Genomic DNA, 14,250 nt, shown 5'->3' with positions numbered 1-14,250 from the left:
CCCCTATTGTTGTGTCGTGAAATAACCTGTAAAGCGGAGCGCGAACTGTTCTAGTTCACTATCAACGACCGTCCCGTATATTGGTCGGATGACGATCAAGTAGCGTTCATACGAGATGATCCGGGACGTCTCATTACGTGTCATCTGGACTTGGGCTTCCGGGTAACTCTCAACATAGTACCAATCGACCGCAATCCGTTCATCGGATGGGGTCTCATAGATCCAAGTCACCGTCGTTCCATTAGCAGGAAGGGTGCTTTTCAAGGTGAAGCGCTGAATCTGCTTCAATTCACGTTTCGCTGATGCAAGTCCTGCCTCATAATCCGCAGGACGCATCGGTGTCGTCGTCACTTGCTTCGGTTTTGGTTCCGGCAAGCGGGCAAAGCCAAGCTGGAGACCGACGAATAAGGCGACGAGCGACAAACTGATGACGAATACGTATTCCTTGCGCATCCCTTCCCCTCCTCATCCTTCGAGTGTGTCGCGCATTCCTTTTGGATCATTGACGATGACGGCGTCAACACCGATCGTTTGCATCTGATGGACATCGGCGATCGTCTTCGGGGTATAGACCCGAACCGTGACGTCTTTTGCGTGAGCGAACGCGACATCCGCCTCCGTCACGCGTCGGTAATCGGGATGAATCCCCGTCGCACCGATCCGGAGGGCTTGTTCTTCCGGATGATAGATCGGATAGGGATACAGAATCGCCGTCTCGACGCTCGGGTCAAGCTTGCGAATCAGAGCAACCGAATAATGGTTGAACGAACTGAACAACAACCGATCCGTCGCAATGCCGTGCGCCGCGCAACGCTCGAGGACATACGCCTCAATGCCATCATAGCGAATCGTATCCGTCTTCAGCTCGATGTTGAGCCGCAGTGTCGCTGGTGCGAGGATTGCGAGTACTTCGTCAAGCGTCGGAATCTTCGTCTTGATCGCTTCTCCTTTGAAACGTGCTCCGGCATCGAGTGCTTGCAGTTCAGCGACCGTCATGTCGATCACACGCCCTGTCCCGTTCGTCGTCCGGTTGACAGTCTCGTCATGAATGATGACACCAACACCATCCTTTGAGAAATGGACATCGAACTCGACACCATCGACGTCGTCTTCGATCGCAGCGGCGATTGCTTCGAGCGTGTTCTCAGGAAAACGGTCACTGACACCGCGGTGTGCAAACCATAACATCAGAGTGCCTCGACGACACGCGTGTATTTCTTCGTCAAGTAGTTGACGAGGGGTGCGACCGAGATCGATTGACCCGTTGCTGCTTCGATCAGTTCAGCCGGTGTCTTCGATTTCCCGTGACGGTGAATGTTTTCCTTCAGCCAGCTTTTGATCGGTGCGAGTGTACCAGCTGCAATCAGACCATCGACGTTTTCGACGTCACGACGAAGCGCTTCGTTCAATTGTGCCGCGTAGACGAGACCGAGCGCGTAACTTGGGAAGTAACCGAACGATCCACCTGACCAGTGGACGTCTTGTAAGACGCCTTTATCGTCACTCGGGACATCGACGCCGAGATACTCTTTATAGAGACGGTTCCATTCTTGCGGGAGATCCTTCACTTCGAGTTCTTTCGTCATCAGGCGTTTTTCAAGCTCGTACCGAATGATGATATGAAGGGCATATGTCAATTCATCGGCTTCGATCCGAATGAGTGACGGTTTGACTTCGTTGACCGCTGCGTAGAAGCGTTCAAATGGGACGTCAGCAAGCGACGGGATTGCTTGTTGTAGACCATGATAACGTGCTGATAAGAAGCCTTGATTACGTCCGATGAAATTCTCGAAGAACAGTGATTGTGATTCGTGGATCCCCATCGAAGCACCTTCACCGAGACCAAGTGAATCGAGTTCCGGTTCGATACCTTGCTCATACGTCGCGTGCCCGGCTTCATGCATCGTGCCGAAGACGGAGTTCCGGTAGTCGTTCTCATCATATTTCGTCGTGATCCGCGCATCCTTCCGGTTAATCGTCGTTTGGAACGGGTGAACCGTCTCATCCAATCGACCGGACGTGAAGTCATAACCGATATCACGGAGCCATTCTTGATTCAAGGCGATCTGTGTCTCGCGGTCCGCTGACCAATCAAGCGTCGGGAAGTCTTTTCCTTCGAGTTGACTGAGCAAACCAATGATTGCTTGACGGAGTTCCGCAAATAATGGATCGAGTGTTGCGACCGTCATCCCTGGCTCATAGTCATGCAGGAGCGCGTCATACGGGTGCACATCATAACCCCAATACTCGACGAACTGGCGTTCCATCGCGACGATTTTCTCGAGATATGGTTCAAACATCGACCAATCATTCGCGTCCTTCGCCTTTTCCCAGACACTCTCGGCTTCCGAAATCAACGTGATGAACGTTTGATACTCGGCTTCTGGAATCTTCGAGTCGCGATCGAATGCTTCTTTTGCTTTCGCGAACGAGATCGCTTCGATGCCCGTCAGCGTCTCTTGCTCCATCGCTGCCAGTAATTGTTGGTACGTTTTCCCTGTCCGGCGACGGAAGCTCTCTGTTGAGAGGAATCCGATCGAAGCGGAACGATTCGCTGCACCTTGATCCGGCATATATGTCCGCATATCCCAGTATAGTAATGCGACGGCTTCTTCGTATGCGCGAAGACCATCAAAATGGTCGCGCCATTGTTGTGTCGTTGACATGATTATAGACCCCCTTGAAGTATGTAACAGTGTAGCATTTTTAGCATATCACAAAATGTTCAAAACTTTCACACACGAATGATTTTTGAAACTTTTCCCGTCAGATAAGCGTATAATGACCATACGATCAAGCAGAGCGAAAGGAAGTGGCAACAGTGAAGACAGACGCTGAGATAGCCGAGTTGATTCAGTTGAAAGAAACGGGACCGGTCTGTACGATCGAACATCTCCCAAAAGAGCTCGACTGGATCGGCACCGGTCGTAGCGCCTATGTATTCCGGGTTCGTGGCACCGACCGCGTCATCAAGAAGTTCTATCCGTCATTTCGTCCTCTCGCTGAGTTAGAAGGTGGCATTTATGAACAACTGACGACGTTTTCGACGTATGCGAGGATGTTCGAATATGGACCCGATTACCTTGTGCTCGAATACATCGAAGGACAAACGTTATTCGAATGCCTCGTCAGCGGGACCTATATTCCAGAATCCGTCTTGACGACTGTCGATGCAGCGCTAGCAGAGGCACGTGCCGTAGGTCTTAATCCATCAGATATTCATCTACGCAATATTTTGTTAACGGCAAATGGAGCACGGATCATCGATGTCGCAAGGTTCCGTCAAACCGAACCGTGTACACAATGGGATGATTTGAAGAAAGCCTACCAGTATGTCTATGCAAAACCGTTCTTCCCGAAAAAACTGAGCGAGACGTTCCTCAATACGATCGCTGATGTCTATAAGGGACGCTTGTTCGAATCGATTCGAAAGACCGGTTAATTGAAAACGCGATGCTCCTCCTTGTGAGGAAACATCGCGTTTTTTCGTTGATTATTGGACGCGATGTGAGACAGCATCCGCAAAACGAAACGTATTCTTACCGTCTTTTTTTGCGGCATATAACGCACGGTCTGCCTGTTGAATGATCGTTTTTAGCTTAATGGTTTCATCATCAAATAGCACGATCCCGATGCTGGTCGAGACAGCGTATGGCGTCTGCCATGGTCCAAGTTTCTGAAGGAGCTGCTGCGCAATTCGTTCGTACTCCTTTTTCGTCTTCTGATGGGTGAAACGAATCAAGAACTCGTCTCCCCCGATCCGGACAGAAAACGCGTCTTCATAAGAACGTGTACTATCCTGTAGTCGTTTCGCGACGTCGATCAAGACTTTGTCGCCGGTCTCATGCCCATACACGTCGTTCACTTGCTTGAATCCGTCAAGATCAAGATAAAACAGCGCACCGGAATGTTGCTGTTCCGTTTCCCACTGTCTCATCAAATAACGTCGGTTATACAATTGTGTTAGCGTGTCCTTCCAAGCAAACTGTTCGAGCTCAAGGTAATACGAAAATAGTTTCGCGATCCGTTGGAGAAGTTGAATGCTCTTCTCTTCGAATTGACTTGCTTCATAATGGACAGCGCACAACGTACCAAAGGGTTGACCATTCGTTAAGCTGATCGGAATCCCGAGATAGGACTCGATCTGTAACGCTTTTAATGCGTCCTGCATATCTTCTAAGCGCTCGTCATCGCTGATGGACTCATACCAGATGGGTTCGTTCTTTTCGAAATTGATGTGACGACAAAGTGTCTTTTCCATCTCGAACACTTGTCCTGCTCGAATCTCGATTCGTTGATGATCATTTGAGAGTCGTAAAATCATCTGTTGGTTTTCTTCGATCGTCGTTAAATACAACAATTGGTCAGGTAGAATCTCTTTCGCTAATTCCAATACATCATCTGCCAGTTCGTTAAAATTCCGATACAGTGTCATTTCTTGCAACGTATCACACCTCTTTCGTTATTCGTTCTTTTTTAGATTATATGTTTCACGAAGCAGCCCATCGATTGCACAATCCTTATATTTTCCAGTCGCATTGCGAATCATCACCCATATAGTCCTTCTTGAATCATACCGACCTTCTGCATGATTCCTCCTGGAGCTTTATCGATATTATGGGCGACTGAAACCTTATAAAGGAGCGTTTCTTGAAAACCAAAGGCAAGGACTGCAGCTAATGCATCGCTACCATTTCCATTGTTCCACAATCCGTTCTAAACATCGCTTCCGTATCAGATAGTTGGATTTTTCGTAATAAGAGTATTTTAGTATGTAACGCCGTACTCCCTTGAAACTGTTTCATTTTACTTTTGTTATAATAAAGGTATTTGAAATAAAATAATTATGAATAAACAAGTCGAAAGACGATCATGCTTGCGACAGCTAATAGACGTATATTCGTCTCACAATCAAAGTGAAGTTGCGCCCCGTGTCGTGAACTCGTCGCAATGCAGTCCCCGTTCTGATGAACACCGATCTTTCTCGTGACTGTCGAGGAACGAATCTGATACTCCTGACCGGCATACGAGACGAGTAAGACTTCTTGTAGCCGCAATTGCTGACGAAGTGCCGGATCGGTACGGATTGTACCGACGTCACGTCCATCTTTACGAATCACGAAATGTGTCGTATTGCGAAGCCATTCCGTTCTCGTTTCTTTAATTTGAAGAAGGGTTCCTTCTCCGTCGAACGTTACATCGAGGAAAAACGATTCAAACTTCTTGAAGCGCACAAGGATCGCCTGCCACCACGTGGCATAACGTCGTGAGAACGTCAGCCATTGTTCATGCGCGAGAAAACCGTATTCGTCTTTTGCGTCGCCCGGTCCGCTAAGCGAACGGACACCTCTGCCTCTCGTCTACGATAACGCAAATCACACCGGATTTGCCACCATTCGACTCTACCGTTCAAGAAAGCGACGACGGTTAAACCAAGTAATCCGTACACCTCACGTGGAGCGAGTTCCCCTGTCGTCAGGTAATGTCCGATGAAAGCGAAAAAGCATAAAACAATCAATAATAGACTCTGCACCATGAACCTTCCACACCTCCAACTCTATTTTTCCATAAAACGTCAAAAAAGTCCTCCTTTCACATGGAAAGGAGGACTAAATCAGAGGGTCGCGGCGACTTCTTGTAAATCATCCGCTGTCTCAGCAATCGCTTCTGCAATCTTACGCATGCCTTCGATCGTGCCGGCGACATCCTTCGTATCAGTCGATAGTTCATGAATTTGCCGCGAGACATTGTCGGTCTGTTCCGAAATCCGTGAGAAGGCACGGACGACTTGTTGCATCTCTGTCGTCGTCCGGACGACCGCTGTCTCCGTCATTCCCATCCGCTCTGAGACGACGAGCATCTTTTGCGTAATCTCTTGAGCGATCCGCGACGTCTCTGTTGCCGACTGTTTACTCTCTTCGGCAAGCTTCCGAATTTCTTGCGCAACGACGGTGAACCCGCGTCCCATCTCCCCGGCACGTGCCGCTTCGATTGAGGCGTTCAAACTGAGTAGATTCGTCTGATCAGAAATCGTCGTCACCATCCCAGCGATCCGTTCGATTTCCTGCGACAGACGAGACAGTTCAGCGACTTGTTCGGTCGTCCGTGATAAATCTGCAACGACATGCTCAAAGCGCCGTGTTTCTTCTTCAACCAGGACGACACCCGCTTCTGCTTCACTGACCGCTTCCGTCAACTGGATCAAAATCGCGTTTGTCGTCGTTGAGACGTGTTTGGCGTGCCGTTCAATCTCTTGGAAGTTTGCTGACGACTCCTCACTCATCGCAGCGAGTTCCTCGGTCGATTTTTGAACGCCATCCCCGACGTGTTGTTTTGCTGTCGCGATCGCTTGGCGTTCTTCATCGATTTGATCCTCATACATCGTCATGACGATCTGTTGTTCGAGGTTGAATAGTTTTCCCGCTGCCCGCATGATTCGGACACGCTCTGCTTCCGGCCAAGCACTGTCGTCAATCTTCTCACTGAGAACGTTCCAGACTTTCTGGAAGGCAGCGATGTACCATTTATTGTGCAAACCGATCCGAACATGCCGTTCAGCAATCCGGCGCCGGGCTTCGATGTAGTCCATTGTCACCTGACCATCGAACATTTGTAAGATGTGCCGAGCGAGGGTGCCTTTCAATCGTTCGAGTGTCGAATGTTTTTCAATCAACTGACGGAGAGACGGAACCCGGACTAACTCCTCGTAGAACGCATCGACCATGCTCGGCATCCAACGGGAAACATCCTCGCGGATGACTCGTGCAATTTGTAAATCGATGGCGTTTAGACCGATTAGACGTAATTGTTCATGTAAAGATGCTGGAACATTCAATATGACATGAGTGCGTTCGACTTCAATGAGCGCGTCAAAGGAAGGTGATTTCTTAACCCAATTCATATATTCATCTCCTTGTTTTAAATTCACTTCACCTCTTATATCGTCACCGTTGATTGACCTTTAAAGGGATACGTTAGTCTCTTTCTACATGTCATGGTAATTGCATGTTGGAATATTTCGGACATTTTGAGGTTCATACGATCATTAATCATGTAACTGTAATACTAGGTTTTTCATTGTGACTTCCCGGAAATATAAGAGCTATGCGCGTAAGAAACTTGAGGTGAAGCTTTGCTATTCATGAACATCTCAAACTTGAAAGATTAATTTTGGGAGAGGTAGTGCTGATTATGGAAAAAAACAAATAAAGGCTTTTCATCCCACTTCCGAGCGGAAGCGGACGATGCGGGTCGTAACATTTCATGGAGTTCAATTTTTGCCGGTGTGGTATCATTCTTATCTTTATTGATTCTTTTCAGTCTGATTGGATCGGCGATCGGTCTCGGCGTTACGGACGTCACGTCGTATAACCCGTTCGATGGCGTCGGAACAGGCTTGATCATCTGGGCGATTCTGTCATTGCTCATTTCGTTATTCGTTGCCGGATTCGTTCCTGGTGTGACGTCAGCTCGAGCCGGTCTCATTCACGGATTTTTGACTTGGTCGACGAGCGTCATCCTCTTGTTCGCTCTCTTGTCGTTTACGACCGTCAATACGTTACAATCGGTCGGTTCATTACTCGGAACAGTCGGTGGAGATGCCGGTAGCGGCATCGGGTCTGTCGCGTCGACTGCAAAAGACGCTGCGACGAAAGGGTTCGACTCCGTTACGAAAAACGTCTCAGATATCGATACGAAGGAACTCGATGAAAAGAAAATCGCTGACGCAGTTGCGAAGAACACGGATCTTACAGGCGCCGAGGCAGATAAAGCGACGCAAAACATTGTCGATGGTTTAAACACGGCAACAAAAGAAACAACGCATCAAATCAATAATGCGAAACAAACATTTGACGAGAGATCAGCTGACTTGAAGAAAACGGTTCAAGATGTTCGTCAGCAAACGGAACAAGCGACACAAACGGCATCGAAAGTTTCGATCTGAGCGTTCGTCGGTCTCCTTCTGACACTGATCTTCACGTCGTTCGCTGGGATTGTCGGTTCACGCGTCGCAACACGCGGTCGTGTCATGAATAAATAATGATTCCTTATAAAACTGATTCCGCCATGGCAGAGTCAGTTTTTTTGTGTGGTAAGACACTCTCATTGACTGCCCATGAAATTTCCTGTTACAGTATTACCTAACGACCGTTAGGAAGGTGATTTATCTGAAAGCACAACAATTGTTACAGACGAGCATCCATCATTTTGCAGCGCACGGCTATGAAGGAGCATCGCTACAAGAGATCGCAACAGAAGTCGGTATCAAAAAACCGTCCATCTACGCGCATTATAAAGGCAAAGACGACCTCTTTCTGCAAGCGACGACATATGCCTTGCAGGAACAAAAGCGTCGTTTCGCTACGTATTTCACAAAAACACGACAGCAACCGCTCGAGCAATCCTTGCACGGCTTCTTCGATTGGTTCATATTAGAGCAGCAGGATGATGTCCTGATGCGATTCATCCTTCGGGCAGCCTATTTTCCACCAGAAAAACTCGAACAAGAGATGACCGATCGCTTCAACCCATTCTTCGATTCACTGCATGATTTATTGACGCGTCTGTTACGCGAACGTGACCGAACGGAACAGATTCTCTATTCGACGGACTACAAAAGTGCAGCGCTTGCTTATTTGACGGTCGCTGAAGGTACGCTGACAGAACTTGTCTATAACGGCGTCGACGCCTTTCATGCTAGACAGCAAGCCGTCTGGCCAATCGTCTGGCGTGGCATGTCGAAAACGATTCCAAACAAGTGAGGTGGCCTATGCAAAACAATACATTGATTTTAAGTACACTCCTGCTCAACTTATTCATCGCTTTTCTCGGAATCGGACTCGTCATTCCTGTCACACCGACGATCATGAATGAGTTAAGCATCTCCGGGGCGACGGTCGGTTACATGGTATCTGCCTTCGCCTTCGCGCAATTGATTCTGTCCCCGCTTGCAGGACGTGCCGTCGATAAGTACGGACGCAAGCCAATGATCATCATCGGTTTATTCATCTTTAGCATGTCTGAGCTCTTGTTCGGTCTCGGTCAACAGGTCGAAGTCCTGTTCGCTTCACGGATTCTCGGTGGTGTCAGTGCGGCCTTCATCATGCCGGCTGTCACCGCTTTCATCGCTGACATCACGACGAACGAAACCCGTCCGAAAGCGCTTGGCTATATGTCTGCCGCCATCTCGACCGGTTTCATCATTGGACCAGGGATCGGCGGGGTCCTTGCTGACCTCGGCACGCGGGCGCCGTTCTTCTTTTCTGCCGCGTTCGGTCTGACGGCAATGGTGTTATCTATCTTTACGCTCAAGGAACCTAACCGTCATTATGAGGCGACGACCATCAAACAACAGACGGGTTTTCGGAAAGTATTTAGTCCGCTCTATTTCATCGCTTTCCTAGTCCTATTGATCTCGTCGTTCGGCCTCGCCTCGTTCGAGTCCTTGTTCGCGCTGTTCGTTGACCGGAAGTTCGGTTTCACGGCAAAAGATATCGCGCTTGCGATCTCCCTTGGTGCGATTGTCGGTGTCATCGTCCAAGTCGGGCTGTTCGATCGTTTGACACGTTGGTTCGGTGAGATTCGCTTGATCCGTTACAGTTTGATCGGTTCGACGTTGCTCGTCGTCTTGATGACGTTCGTGACGAACTATGTCTCGATCATTCTCGTGACGATGGTCGTCTTCGTTGGCTTTGATTTGATGAGACCTGCCGTCACGACCTATCTTTCGAAGATTGCCGGGGATGAACAAGGTTTTGTCGGTGGAATGAACTCAATGTTTACGAGTATCGGGAATATTCTCGGACCGATCGTCGGCGGATTATTGTTTGACGTCAACCTTAACTATCCGTTTTATTTCGCGACGATGATGCTTGCGGTCGGTATTTTACTGACATACTTCTGGCATGCACCACGTACTGAAGTAACTGAATCGGATCGTTTGTCTTCTTAAAAAAACAGCCCCATTCCCATCACTGGAAGCGGGGCTGTCGTTATGTCAGCAATCGTTCGTGTAATTGTTCAGGCGTCGGTACCGTATAGGTCGCAACCGTCTCATTTGGTCGTTCGTTGATCAGACATGTAGCAATACCCGCACGATGTCCCGCTAAGACGTCGAGTTCCCGGTCCCCGATCATGATCGTCTCGTCTAGAGCCATTTGATGCCGATGAATCAAGTACGTGACAGCTTCCGGATCCGGCTTACGGACGAAGCCATGTTCTGCAGTCAGGATGTCTTGAAAATGATGCGTCAATTCGTGTTTTGCAAGCAACGCATGAATGGATGTTCCGCGATGGGTGACGATATGATGCGTCGCACCACTTGCCGATAATGTCTCAAGCAATTCATGAATTCCTGGAAACGGACCGGACCGTTCGCGCTCGATCGTCGCCTTTTGTTGTTTGTAGTTCGTAATGAACGCTTCGGACACCGCAAACGCCTCATACATCGTCTTTGCCGAGATCGCCATCAGCTCAGCGACACGTTCTCGATCGACCGATTGCCCCTCGCTCTCGAGCATGTCCACGAAAACATCGATCAACACCGGATAGGTATCGAACAAGGTGCCGTCAAAATCCCAAATGAAGTGTTTCAACATCTGCCTCTTCCTCTCCCACTTTCTTAACACCAACAAAGACGGCTTTCCCGTCCATCTCGACCTTCCAGTCGTTGTGATTAAGTCCTTGACCGGAGACATGGATTCTCACCTGACCTGATCGTCCTATCTCATGTCCTTGCTCGACGGTGATCATCGTTTCTGAGACGGATGGCTTCATGAATTTTCGGTAATAGACACCCATCACACCACTCGCCGTTCCTGTTACCGGATCTTCGACGCTACCTGATCCCGTTGCTGAGAAGCGACGTCCGTGTAAAGTCGCCTGCGCATCATATATATCGAAACAGATGTGGTGAATCGATGCTTGAAGATAGTCAGCCAAAACGGATGCAAATTATTGATGATCTGGAATCATCCGTTGAAAATCGACGTGACGGCGAATCGGCGTTTAAGACGACTCCGGCTGGATTACCGGTTCCTGGTGTCGTCGTAAATACATCATAGTGCAATAGTTGAATCTTTTGTCTCCTCCTGTCCAATTTTCAAATCACGCACCATGTTGTTATGTGTCTTTGATTTCTGACATCCTGATTTCATGTTTATTAGATAAGTCTAACAGAACAGATGAAAAAACAAGGACGAGACGCCCTTGCCTTAGGATGATTGCATTTGCTGCCAGTCGTCTTCTTCATAAATCGACTGGACCCATTCGATCGGTACATAGAGGGACCTTGCAATCGCTTCGTCTGTTTTACCTAGTTTTCGCAACAGATGGACGATTCGAATCCTTCGTTCGAGCTCCCGGTCATCCGGTATCAGTTCAGGCATCATCTTCTCTTCTCCTTTCCACTGAATCGGCGATGGTGTTTTCATGATGATACCCGATTATTATCTGAATATTCCGATTGTTGCATAGAAGCAAGGATTTTTGATAAAGTTCCGAGAAAGATAACAGACAGGAATTCGATTCATTTTGACGAATGACTAGAAGGTAGACGCACCGATCACGAAGTCATGCGTCAAACAAACAGATTAGGAGCATCTATATGATTAAATCCAAAAAACGGTTTCAGCTAGCGATCGGTTTGCTATTGATTGGTGTTTTTAGCGGGATCCTTTTTGATGCATTGGGCTACTTTCCGCACGCGACAGCGTATCTATTGAGTATTCCGATCGCTTCCCATGACACGGAATTTCTTTTAGGATGGATCGTTACTGGTGTCACGATTGCAGGGCTTGTTTTGCTTCCCTTGTCCTTACGACGACATCACGTCATTACGACGTTCGTATGTCTCATAGCCATCATTGTAACGCCGCACGTCATGTAATGTTTGCGAATGGCTCGCTTCATTCCCATTGCAATATAAACCAATTTGAATGTATCGCTTACGACTACGCCAATGGATCGTCTTGATTCATTGGCTTTTTCTCATCTAAAAAGTAAAGTCTACTTTACAAAATGTAAAACGGACTTTACAATACAGATAACTGGAAAGGAGGTCGCTGGATGAAGCTGACGAATCAAGTCCGGATTTACCGCCAACAACAGAAGTGGACGCAAGAACAGTTCGCTGAACGGATCGGCGTGACACGCCAGACCGTCATCTCGCTTGAAAAAGGCAGCTATACGCCATCCTTATTACTCGCAATGCAAATTGCTCGCGTCTTCGATCGACCAGTGGAGGAATTATTTCAATTAGAGGAGGAGTCTTGATGAACCGCGTCATAACCCAATCTGTTTTAAATTGTTGTCTCTATTTTTTAGCTGCGTCTCTCATCAGTGCGATTCATGACAAACTTCAATTATTTCAAGATGATCCTGTATCCGGTACCGGTCTGTCGTTTGAGCTCGATCTCAGCATCATGCTACCACTGCTCATCATCGCTATTGTCGTCTCATGCATTGGCTATCTCTCACGAACGGATCGCTCCCGGTCATTTTCAAAATGGTCGACGTCAACAGCAGAATTCTCTGACTCGGACGAACGAGAAGCCCTTATCACTGGTAAGGCGACCCGCGCGGCGTACGTTGCTTTTTTGATCAGTCTTCCTATCCTGATGATTGCCTTTTTATTTGAACAGCCACTACTTGATCGGTATCCTTCGTTTCCGTTTTATGCGATCGCGCTCGTCCTATCGGTTGGAACCCTTACCTATATGACCGCTTGGATCGTCCACGTTCGCCGCTAACATCGTTTGACGAAGGACTATTGAGTTTGCGCCTGCTCCGGATGGTCCGTCAGTTGACCCTCTTCGTGATACACCGTTTCCCTAGCATATACATGTGACCGATTACAATCCGACAACAATGCCACAATGATGGCATATTCTATCTAGATGGGAGGTTAATATATGCAGACGACGCACCACTCATTTAATACACAACGTTACCACATTCGTCCGGCTCGTCTTAGTGATGCTGAAGCACTTGCTGTACTACGTCAAGCACTCGACGCGGAAACGGAGTACTTCGACCGGATGCCTGGTGAGGACGTGATGACGGCGACCGATTTCGTTGATCAGTTACACAATTCATTGATTCCGGATCAAATCCTCGTCGTTGAACGGGAGGAACAACTCATTGCTTACGCCAGGTGTCGTGGATTTGCATTAAAGCGCTTTGCTCATAAAGCATCGTTCGGCTTAGGTGTCCTGCGTTCGGATTGGGGACAAGGAATCGGCACCCAATTGACGATCCGGATGATCGCTTGGGCGAAGACGCAGTCGCTTCTGAAAATCCAACTCGAAGTCGTCGAGACGAATCACGGGGCGATCCGACTCTACCAGCGCCACAGTTTCCTAGAAGAAGGACGACTACGCCACGATCGGTTGCTGTCGGACGGCTGTTATTATGATACTGTCCTGATGGGCTTAGCATTATGAGTTTCTCATTATCGATCGCGACGTATAACATTTGGCATCATCCATACAAGCGTCAGGAACGGTTTGCGGCATTGTGTGCGGAAATCAATCAGCATCAACCGGATGTTCTTCTGCAGGAAGTGATGTCGACGTTTCATCCGGATGAACCGTTCGTCTCAATCGCCGAACATCTCGCAGAGGCGACCGGTTATCCGTATTGGATGATGGATCCTTATATGGATTCACCGGATGAAGGACTTGCCATTTTAACGAAACTGCCGTTTGAGCGAACGGATTCGAGTGCCGCAGCGACAGCAAACATCAACCATCACTGTGCGATTCGGATTCCGTTTTCGATTGAAGGTGTTCGATTTGCCGTGACGAACATTCATTTCAACTGGCGTGCTTCAGACATTCGACTCGATCAACTTCGATTCGTCAACGAATGGATTGCCTCACAAACAGATGACGCGACGGTCGAGTTCCTTGGTGGTGACTTTAATGATTGTCCAAATTCTTCTCTGCATCAAGCAACGCTTAAGGAGTGGGTCGATCTCGCTGACAGTTTTGCCATGCGGACCGGTCAACTTGCTCCTGTGACTCTTGATCCTATGACGAATTCGTATGCTAAAAAGAATGACGGAATCACGACACCTGCCCGGTACGATTGGTTGCTGTGTCAACGCTCACCGGCACCAGTGACCTTACAACGCGTTCAATTGATCGGACATGAACGACTGCCCCATCACGTCATACCAAGTGATCATTATGGGGTCCTCGCTCATATGACGATTCACTAAAACGACGAGGCTGACTCAAAAAAGAATGA

At 48.3% G+C, this 14,250-nt stretch carries 20 protein-coding genes; 10 read left to right on the top strand and 10 right to left on the bottom strand.

Annotated elements, in window-relative coordinates; all coding sequences use genetic code 11:
- Positions 1 to 3: 3 nt before the first annotated feature.
- From B4F99_RS12395 to B4F99_RS12385, 3 genes are read right to left on the bottom strand one after another with little or no spacing between them, the layout of a single operon-like run.
- Positions 4 to 453 carry a hypothetical protein gene (locus B4F99_RS12395; RefSeq protein WP_035408033.1) on the bottom strand — a complete coding sequence of 150 codons (450 nt, stop codon included), beginning with the start codon at positions 451 to 453 and terminating at the stop codon, positions 4 to 6.
- Positions 454 to 465: 12 nt separating this feature from the next.
- On the bottom strand, positions 466 to 1,188 hold the full coding sequence (locus B4F99_RS12390) for a glycerophosphodiester phosphodiesterase (RefSeq protein WP_251137840.1): 723 nt from the start codon (positions 1,186 to 1,188) through the stop codon (positions 466 to 468).
- Positions 1,188 to 2,666: a carboxypeptidase M32 gene (locus B4F99_RS12385; RefSeq protein ID WP_290758393.1), complete on the bottom strand. Its 1,479-nt coding sequence runs from the start codon at positions 2,664 to 2,666 to the stop codon at positions 1,188 to 1,190. The genes B4F99_RS12390 and B4F99_RS12385 overlap by 1 nt, the downstream gene beginning before the upstream one ends.
- Before the next feature lie 155 nt (positions 2,667 to 2,821).
- Here B4F99_RS12385 and B4F99_RS12380 point away from each other — a divergent pair, with 155 nt between their 5' ends.
- On the top strand, positions 2,822 to 3,442 hold the full coding sequence (locus tag B4F99_RS12380; RefSeq protein WP_214853713.1) for a serine/threonine protein kinase: 621 nt from the start codon (positions 2,822 to 2,824) through the stop codon (positions 3,440 to 3,442).
- 51 nt (positions 3,443 to 3,493) lie between these two features.
- On the opposite strand, the gene B4F99_RS12375 is transcribed toward B4F99_RS12380, so the two are convergent.
- The 4 genes from B4F99_RS12375 to B4F99_RS12360 form a co-directional block, all read right to left on the bottom strand.
- Positions 3,494 to 4,435: a sensor domain-containing diguanylate cyclase gene (locus B4F99_RS12375; protein ID WP_214854701.1), complete on the bottom strand. Its 942-nt coding sequence runs from the start codon at positions 4,433 to 4,435 to the stop codon at positions 3,494 to 3,496.
- Positions 4,436 to 4,844: 409 nt separating this feature from the next.
- Positions 4,845 to 5,234: a hypothetical protein gene (locus B4F99_RS12370; RefSeq protein ID WP_290758386.1), complete on the bottom strand. Its 390-nt coding sequence runs from the start codon at positions 5,232 to 5,234 to the stop codon at positions 4,845 to 4,847.
- 41 nt (positions 5,235 to 5,275) lie between these two features.
- On the bottom strand, positions 5,276 to 5,536 hold the full coding sequence (locus B4F99_RS12365) for a hypothetical protein (RefSeq protein WP_290758383.1): 261 nt from the start codon (positions 5,534 to 5,536) through the stop codon (positions 5,276 to 5,278).
- 78 nt (positions 5,537 to 5,614) lie between these two features.
- The gene (locus B4F99_RS12360) at positions 5,615 to 6,901 is read right to left on the bottom strand and encodes a globin-coupled sensor protein (RefSeq protein ID WP_290758380.1); all 1,287 of its coding nucleotides are present in this window, start codon (positions 6,899 to 6,901) and stop codon (positions 5,615 to 5,617) included.
- 384 nt (positions 6,902 to 7,285) lie between these two features.
- On the opposite strand from B4F99_RS12360, the gene B4F99_RS12355 reads away from it, so the two are divergent.
- The 3 genes from B4F99_RS12355 to B4F99_RS12345 all read left to right on the top strand — a co-directional run bounded on the left by B4F99_RS12355 (position 7,286) and on the right by B4F99_RS12345 (position 9,952).
- A complete protein-coding gene (locus tag B4F99_RS12355; RefSeq protein WP_290758377.1) occupies positions 7,286 to 7,945 on the top strand; it encodes a hypothetical protein in 660 nt (219 codons plus the stop codon).
- A gap of 214 nt (positions 7,946 to 8,159) precedes the next feature.
- The gene (locus B4F99_RS12350; RefSeq protein ID WP_290758374.1) at positions 8,160 to 8,762 is read left to right on the top strand and encodes a TetR/AcrR family transcriptional regulator; all 603 of its coding nucleotides are present in this window, start codon (positions 8,160 to 8,162) and stop codon (positions 8,760 to 8,762) included.
- Positions 8,763 to 8,770: 8 nt separating this feature from the next.
- Positions 8,771 to 9,952, top strand: a complete 1,182-nt coding sequence (locus B4F99_RS12345) for an MFS transporter (protein WP_290758371.1) — start codon at positions 8,771 to 8,773, stop codon at positions 9,950 to 9,952.
- 40 nt (positions 9,953 to 9,992) lie between these two features.
- On the opposite strand, the gene B4F99_RS12340 is transcribed toward B4F99_RS12345, so the two are convergent.
- Both B4F99_RS12340 and B4F99_RS12335 read right to left on the bottom strand, forming a co-directional pair.
- Entirely contained in the window at positions 9,993 to 10,598 is a 606-nt protein-coding gene (locus B4F99_RS12340; protein ID WP_290758368.1) for an HAD-IA family hydrolase, read from the bottom strand.
- Positions 10,570 to 10,941, bottom strand: coding sequence for a PhzF family phenazine biosynthesis protein (locus tag B4F99_RS12335; protein ID WP_290758365.1), 372 nt, complete (start codon positions 10,939 to 10,941; stop codon positions 10,570 to 10,572). The genes B4F99_RS12340 and B4F99_RS12335 overlap by 29 nt, the downstream gene beginning before the upstream one ends.
- On the opposite strand from B4F99_RS12335, the gene B4F99_RS12330 reads away from it, so the two are divergent.
- Positions 10,920 to 11,063 (top strand): hypothetical protein, encoded by a 144-nt coding sequence (locus B4F99_RS12330; protein ID WP_290758362.1) that lies wholly within the window; start codon positions 10,920 to 10,922, stop codon positions 11,061 to 11,063. The genes B4F99_RS12335 and B4F99_RS12330 overlap by 22 nt on opposite strands.
- Positions 11,064 to 11,213: 150 nt before the next feature.
- On the opposite strand, the gene B4F99_RS12325 is transcribed toward B4F99_RS12330, so the two are convergent.
- Positions 11,214 to 11,390 (bottom strand): hypothetical protein, encoded by a 177-nt coding sequence (locus B4F99_RS12325; RefSeq protein WP_200934374.1) that lies wholly within the window; start codon positions 11,388 to 11,390, stop codon positions 11,214 to 11,216.
- Positions 11,391 to 11,605: 215 nt separating this feature from the next.
- Between B4F99_RS12325 and B4F99_RS12320 the strand changes: the two genes are divergently transcribed.
- The 5 genes from B4F99_RS12320 (at position 11,606) to B4F99_RS12300 (ending at position 14,221) form a co-directional block, all read left to right on the top strand.
- On the top strand, positions 11,606 to 11,887 hold the full coding sequence (locus tag B4F99_RS12320) for a hypothetical protein (RefSeq protein ID WP_290758358.1): 282 nt from the start codon (positions 11,606 to 11,608) through the stop codon (positions 11,885 to 11,887).
- Positions 11,888 to 12,066: 179 nt separating this feature from the next.
- Complete coding sequence (locus B4F99_RS12315) at positions 12,067 to 12,273, top strand: helix-turn-helix transcriptional regulator (RefSeq protein ID WP_035408056.1); 207 nt, start codon at positions 12,067 to 12,069, stop codon at positions 12,271 to 12,273.
- The gene (locus B4F99_RS12310; protein ID WP_290758356.1) at positions 12,273 to 12,749 is read left to right on the top strand and encodes a hypothetical protein; all 477 of its coding nucleotides are present in this window, start codon (positions 12,273 to 12,275) and stop codon (positions 12,747 to 12,749) included. The genes B4F99_RS12315 and B4F99_RS12310 overlap by 1 nt, the downstream gene beginning before the upstream one ends.
- A 162-nt stretch (positions 12,750 to 12,911) precedes the next feature.
- Positions 12,912 to 13,442 (top strand): GNAT family N-acetyltransferase, encoded by a 531-nt coding sequence (locus B4F99_RS12305; protein ID WP_290758354.1) that lies wholly within the window; start codon positions 12,912 to 12,914, stop codon positions 13,440 to 13,442.
- Positions 13,439 to 14,221 (top strand): endonuclease/exonuclease/phosphatase family protein, encoded by a 783-nt coding sequence (locus B4F99_RS12300; protein WP_290758352.1) that lies wholly within the window; start codon positions 13,439 to 13,441, stop codon positions 14,219 to 14,221. Before B4F99_RS12305 ends, B4F99_RS12300 begins: the two co-directional genes overlap by 4 nt.
- Positions 14,222 to 14,250: the final 29 nt, after the last annotated feature.

It is taken from the genome of Exiguobacterium sp. UBA3491 (assembly GCF_002377745.1).
Lineage (GTDB): Bacteria > Bacillota > Bacilli > Exiguobacteriales > Exiguobacteriaceae > Exiguobacterium_A.
Note: the sequence above shows the minus strand (reverse complement) of the source record. Positions and strands in the feature narration are given on the sequence as shown.

Coding starts and splice junctions, on each gene's coding strand:
- B4F99_RS12385 (WP_290758393.1), bottom strand. CDS start 2,666: ATGTCAACGACACAACAATGGCGCGACCATTTTGATGGTCTTCGCGCA.
- B4F99_RS12310 (WP_290758356.1), top strand. CDS start 12,273: ATGAACCGCGTCATAACCCAATCTGTTTTAAATTGTTGTCTCTATTTT.
- B4F99_RS12365 (WP_290758383.1), bottom strand. CDS start 5,536: ATGGTGCAGAGTCTATTATTGATTGTTTTATGCTTTTTCGCTTTCATC.
- B4F99_RS12300 (WP_290758352.1), top strand. CDS start 13,439: ATGAGTTTCTCATTATCGATCGCGACGTATAACATTTGGCATCATCCA.
- B4F99_RS12345 (WP_290758371.1), top strand. CDS start 8,771: ATGCAAAACAATACATTGATTTTAAGTACACTCCTGCTCAACTTATTC.
- B4F99_RS12325 (WP_200934374.1), bottom strand. CDS start 11,390: ATGATGCCTGAACTGATACCGGATGACCGGGAGCTCGAACGAAGGATT.
- B4F99_RS12390 (WP_251137840.1), bottom strand. CDS start 1,188: ATGTTATGGTTTGCACACCGCGGTGTCAGTGACCGTTTTCCTGAGAAC.
- B4F99_RS12315 (WP_035408056.1), top strand. CDS start 12,067: ATGAAGCTGACGAATCAAGTCCGGATTTACCGCCAACAACAGAAGTGG.
- B4F99_RS12360 (WP_290758380.1), bottom strand. CDS start 6,901: ATGAATTGGGTTAAGAAATCACCTTCCTTTGACGCGCTCATTGAAGTC.
- B4F99_RS12340 (WP_290758368.1), bottom strand. CDS start 10,598: ATGTTGAAACACTTCATTTGGGATTTTGACGGCACCTTGTTCGATACC.
- B4F99_RS12375 (WP_214854701.1), bottom strand. CDS start 4,435: ATGACACTGTATCGGAATTTTAACGAACTGGCAGATGATGTATTGGAA.
- B4F99_RS12330 (WP_290758362.1), top strand. CDS start 10,920: ATGCTTGAAGATAGTCAGCCAAAACGGATGCAAATTATTGATGATCTG.
- B4F99_RS12305 (WP_290758354.1), top strand. CDS start 12,912: ATGCAGACGACGCACCACTCATTTAATACACAACGTTACCACATTCGT.
- B4F99_RS12395 (WP_035408033.1), bottom strand. CDS start 453: ATGCGCAAGGAATACGTATTCGTCATCAGTTTGTCGCTCGTCGCCTTA.
- B4F99_RS12320 (WP_290758358.1), top strand. CDS start 11,606: ATGATTAAATCCAAAAAACGGTTTCAGCTAGCGATCGGTTTGCTATTG.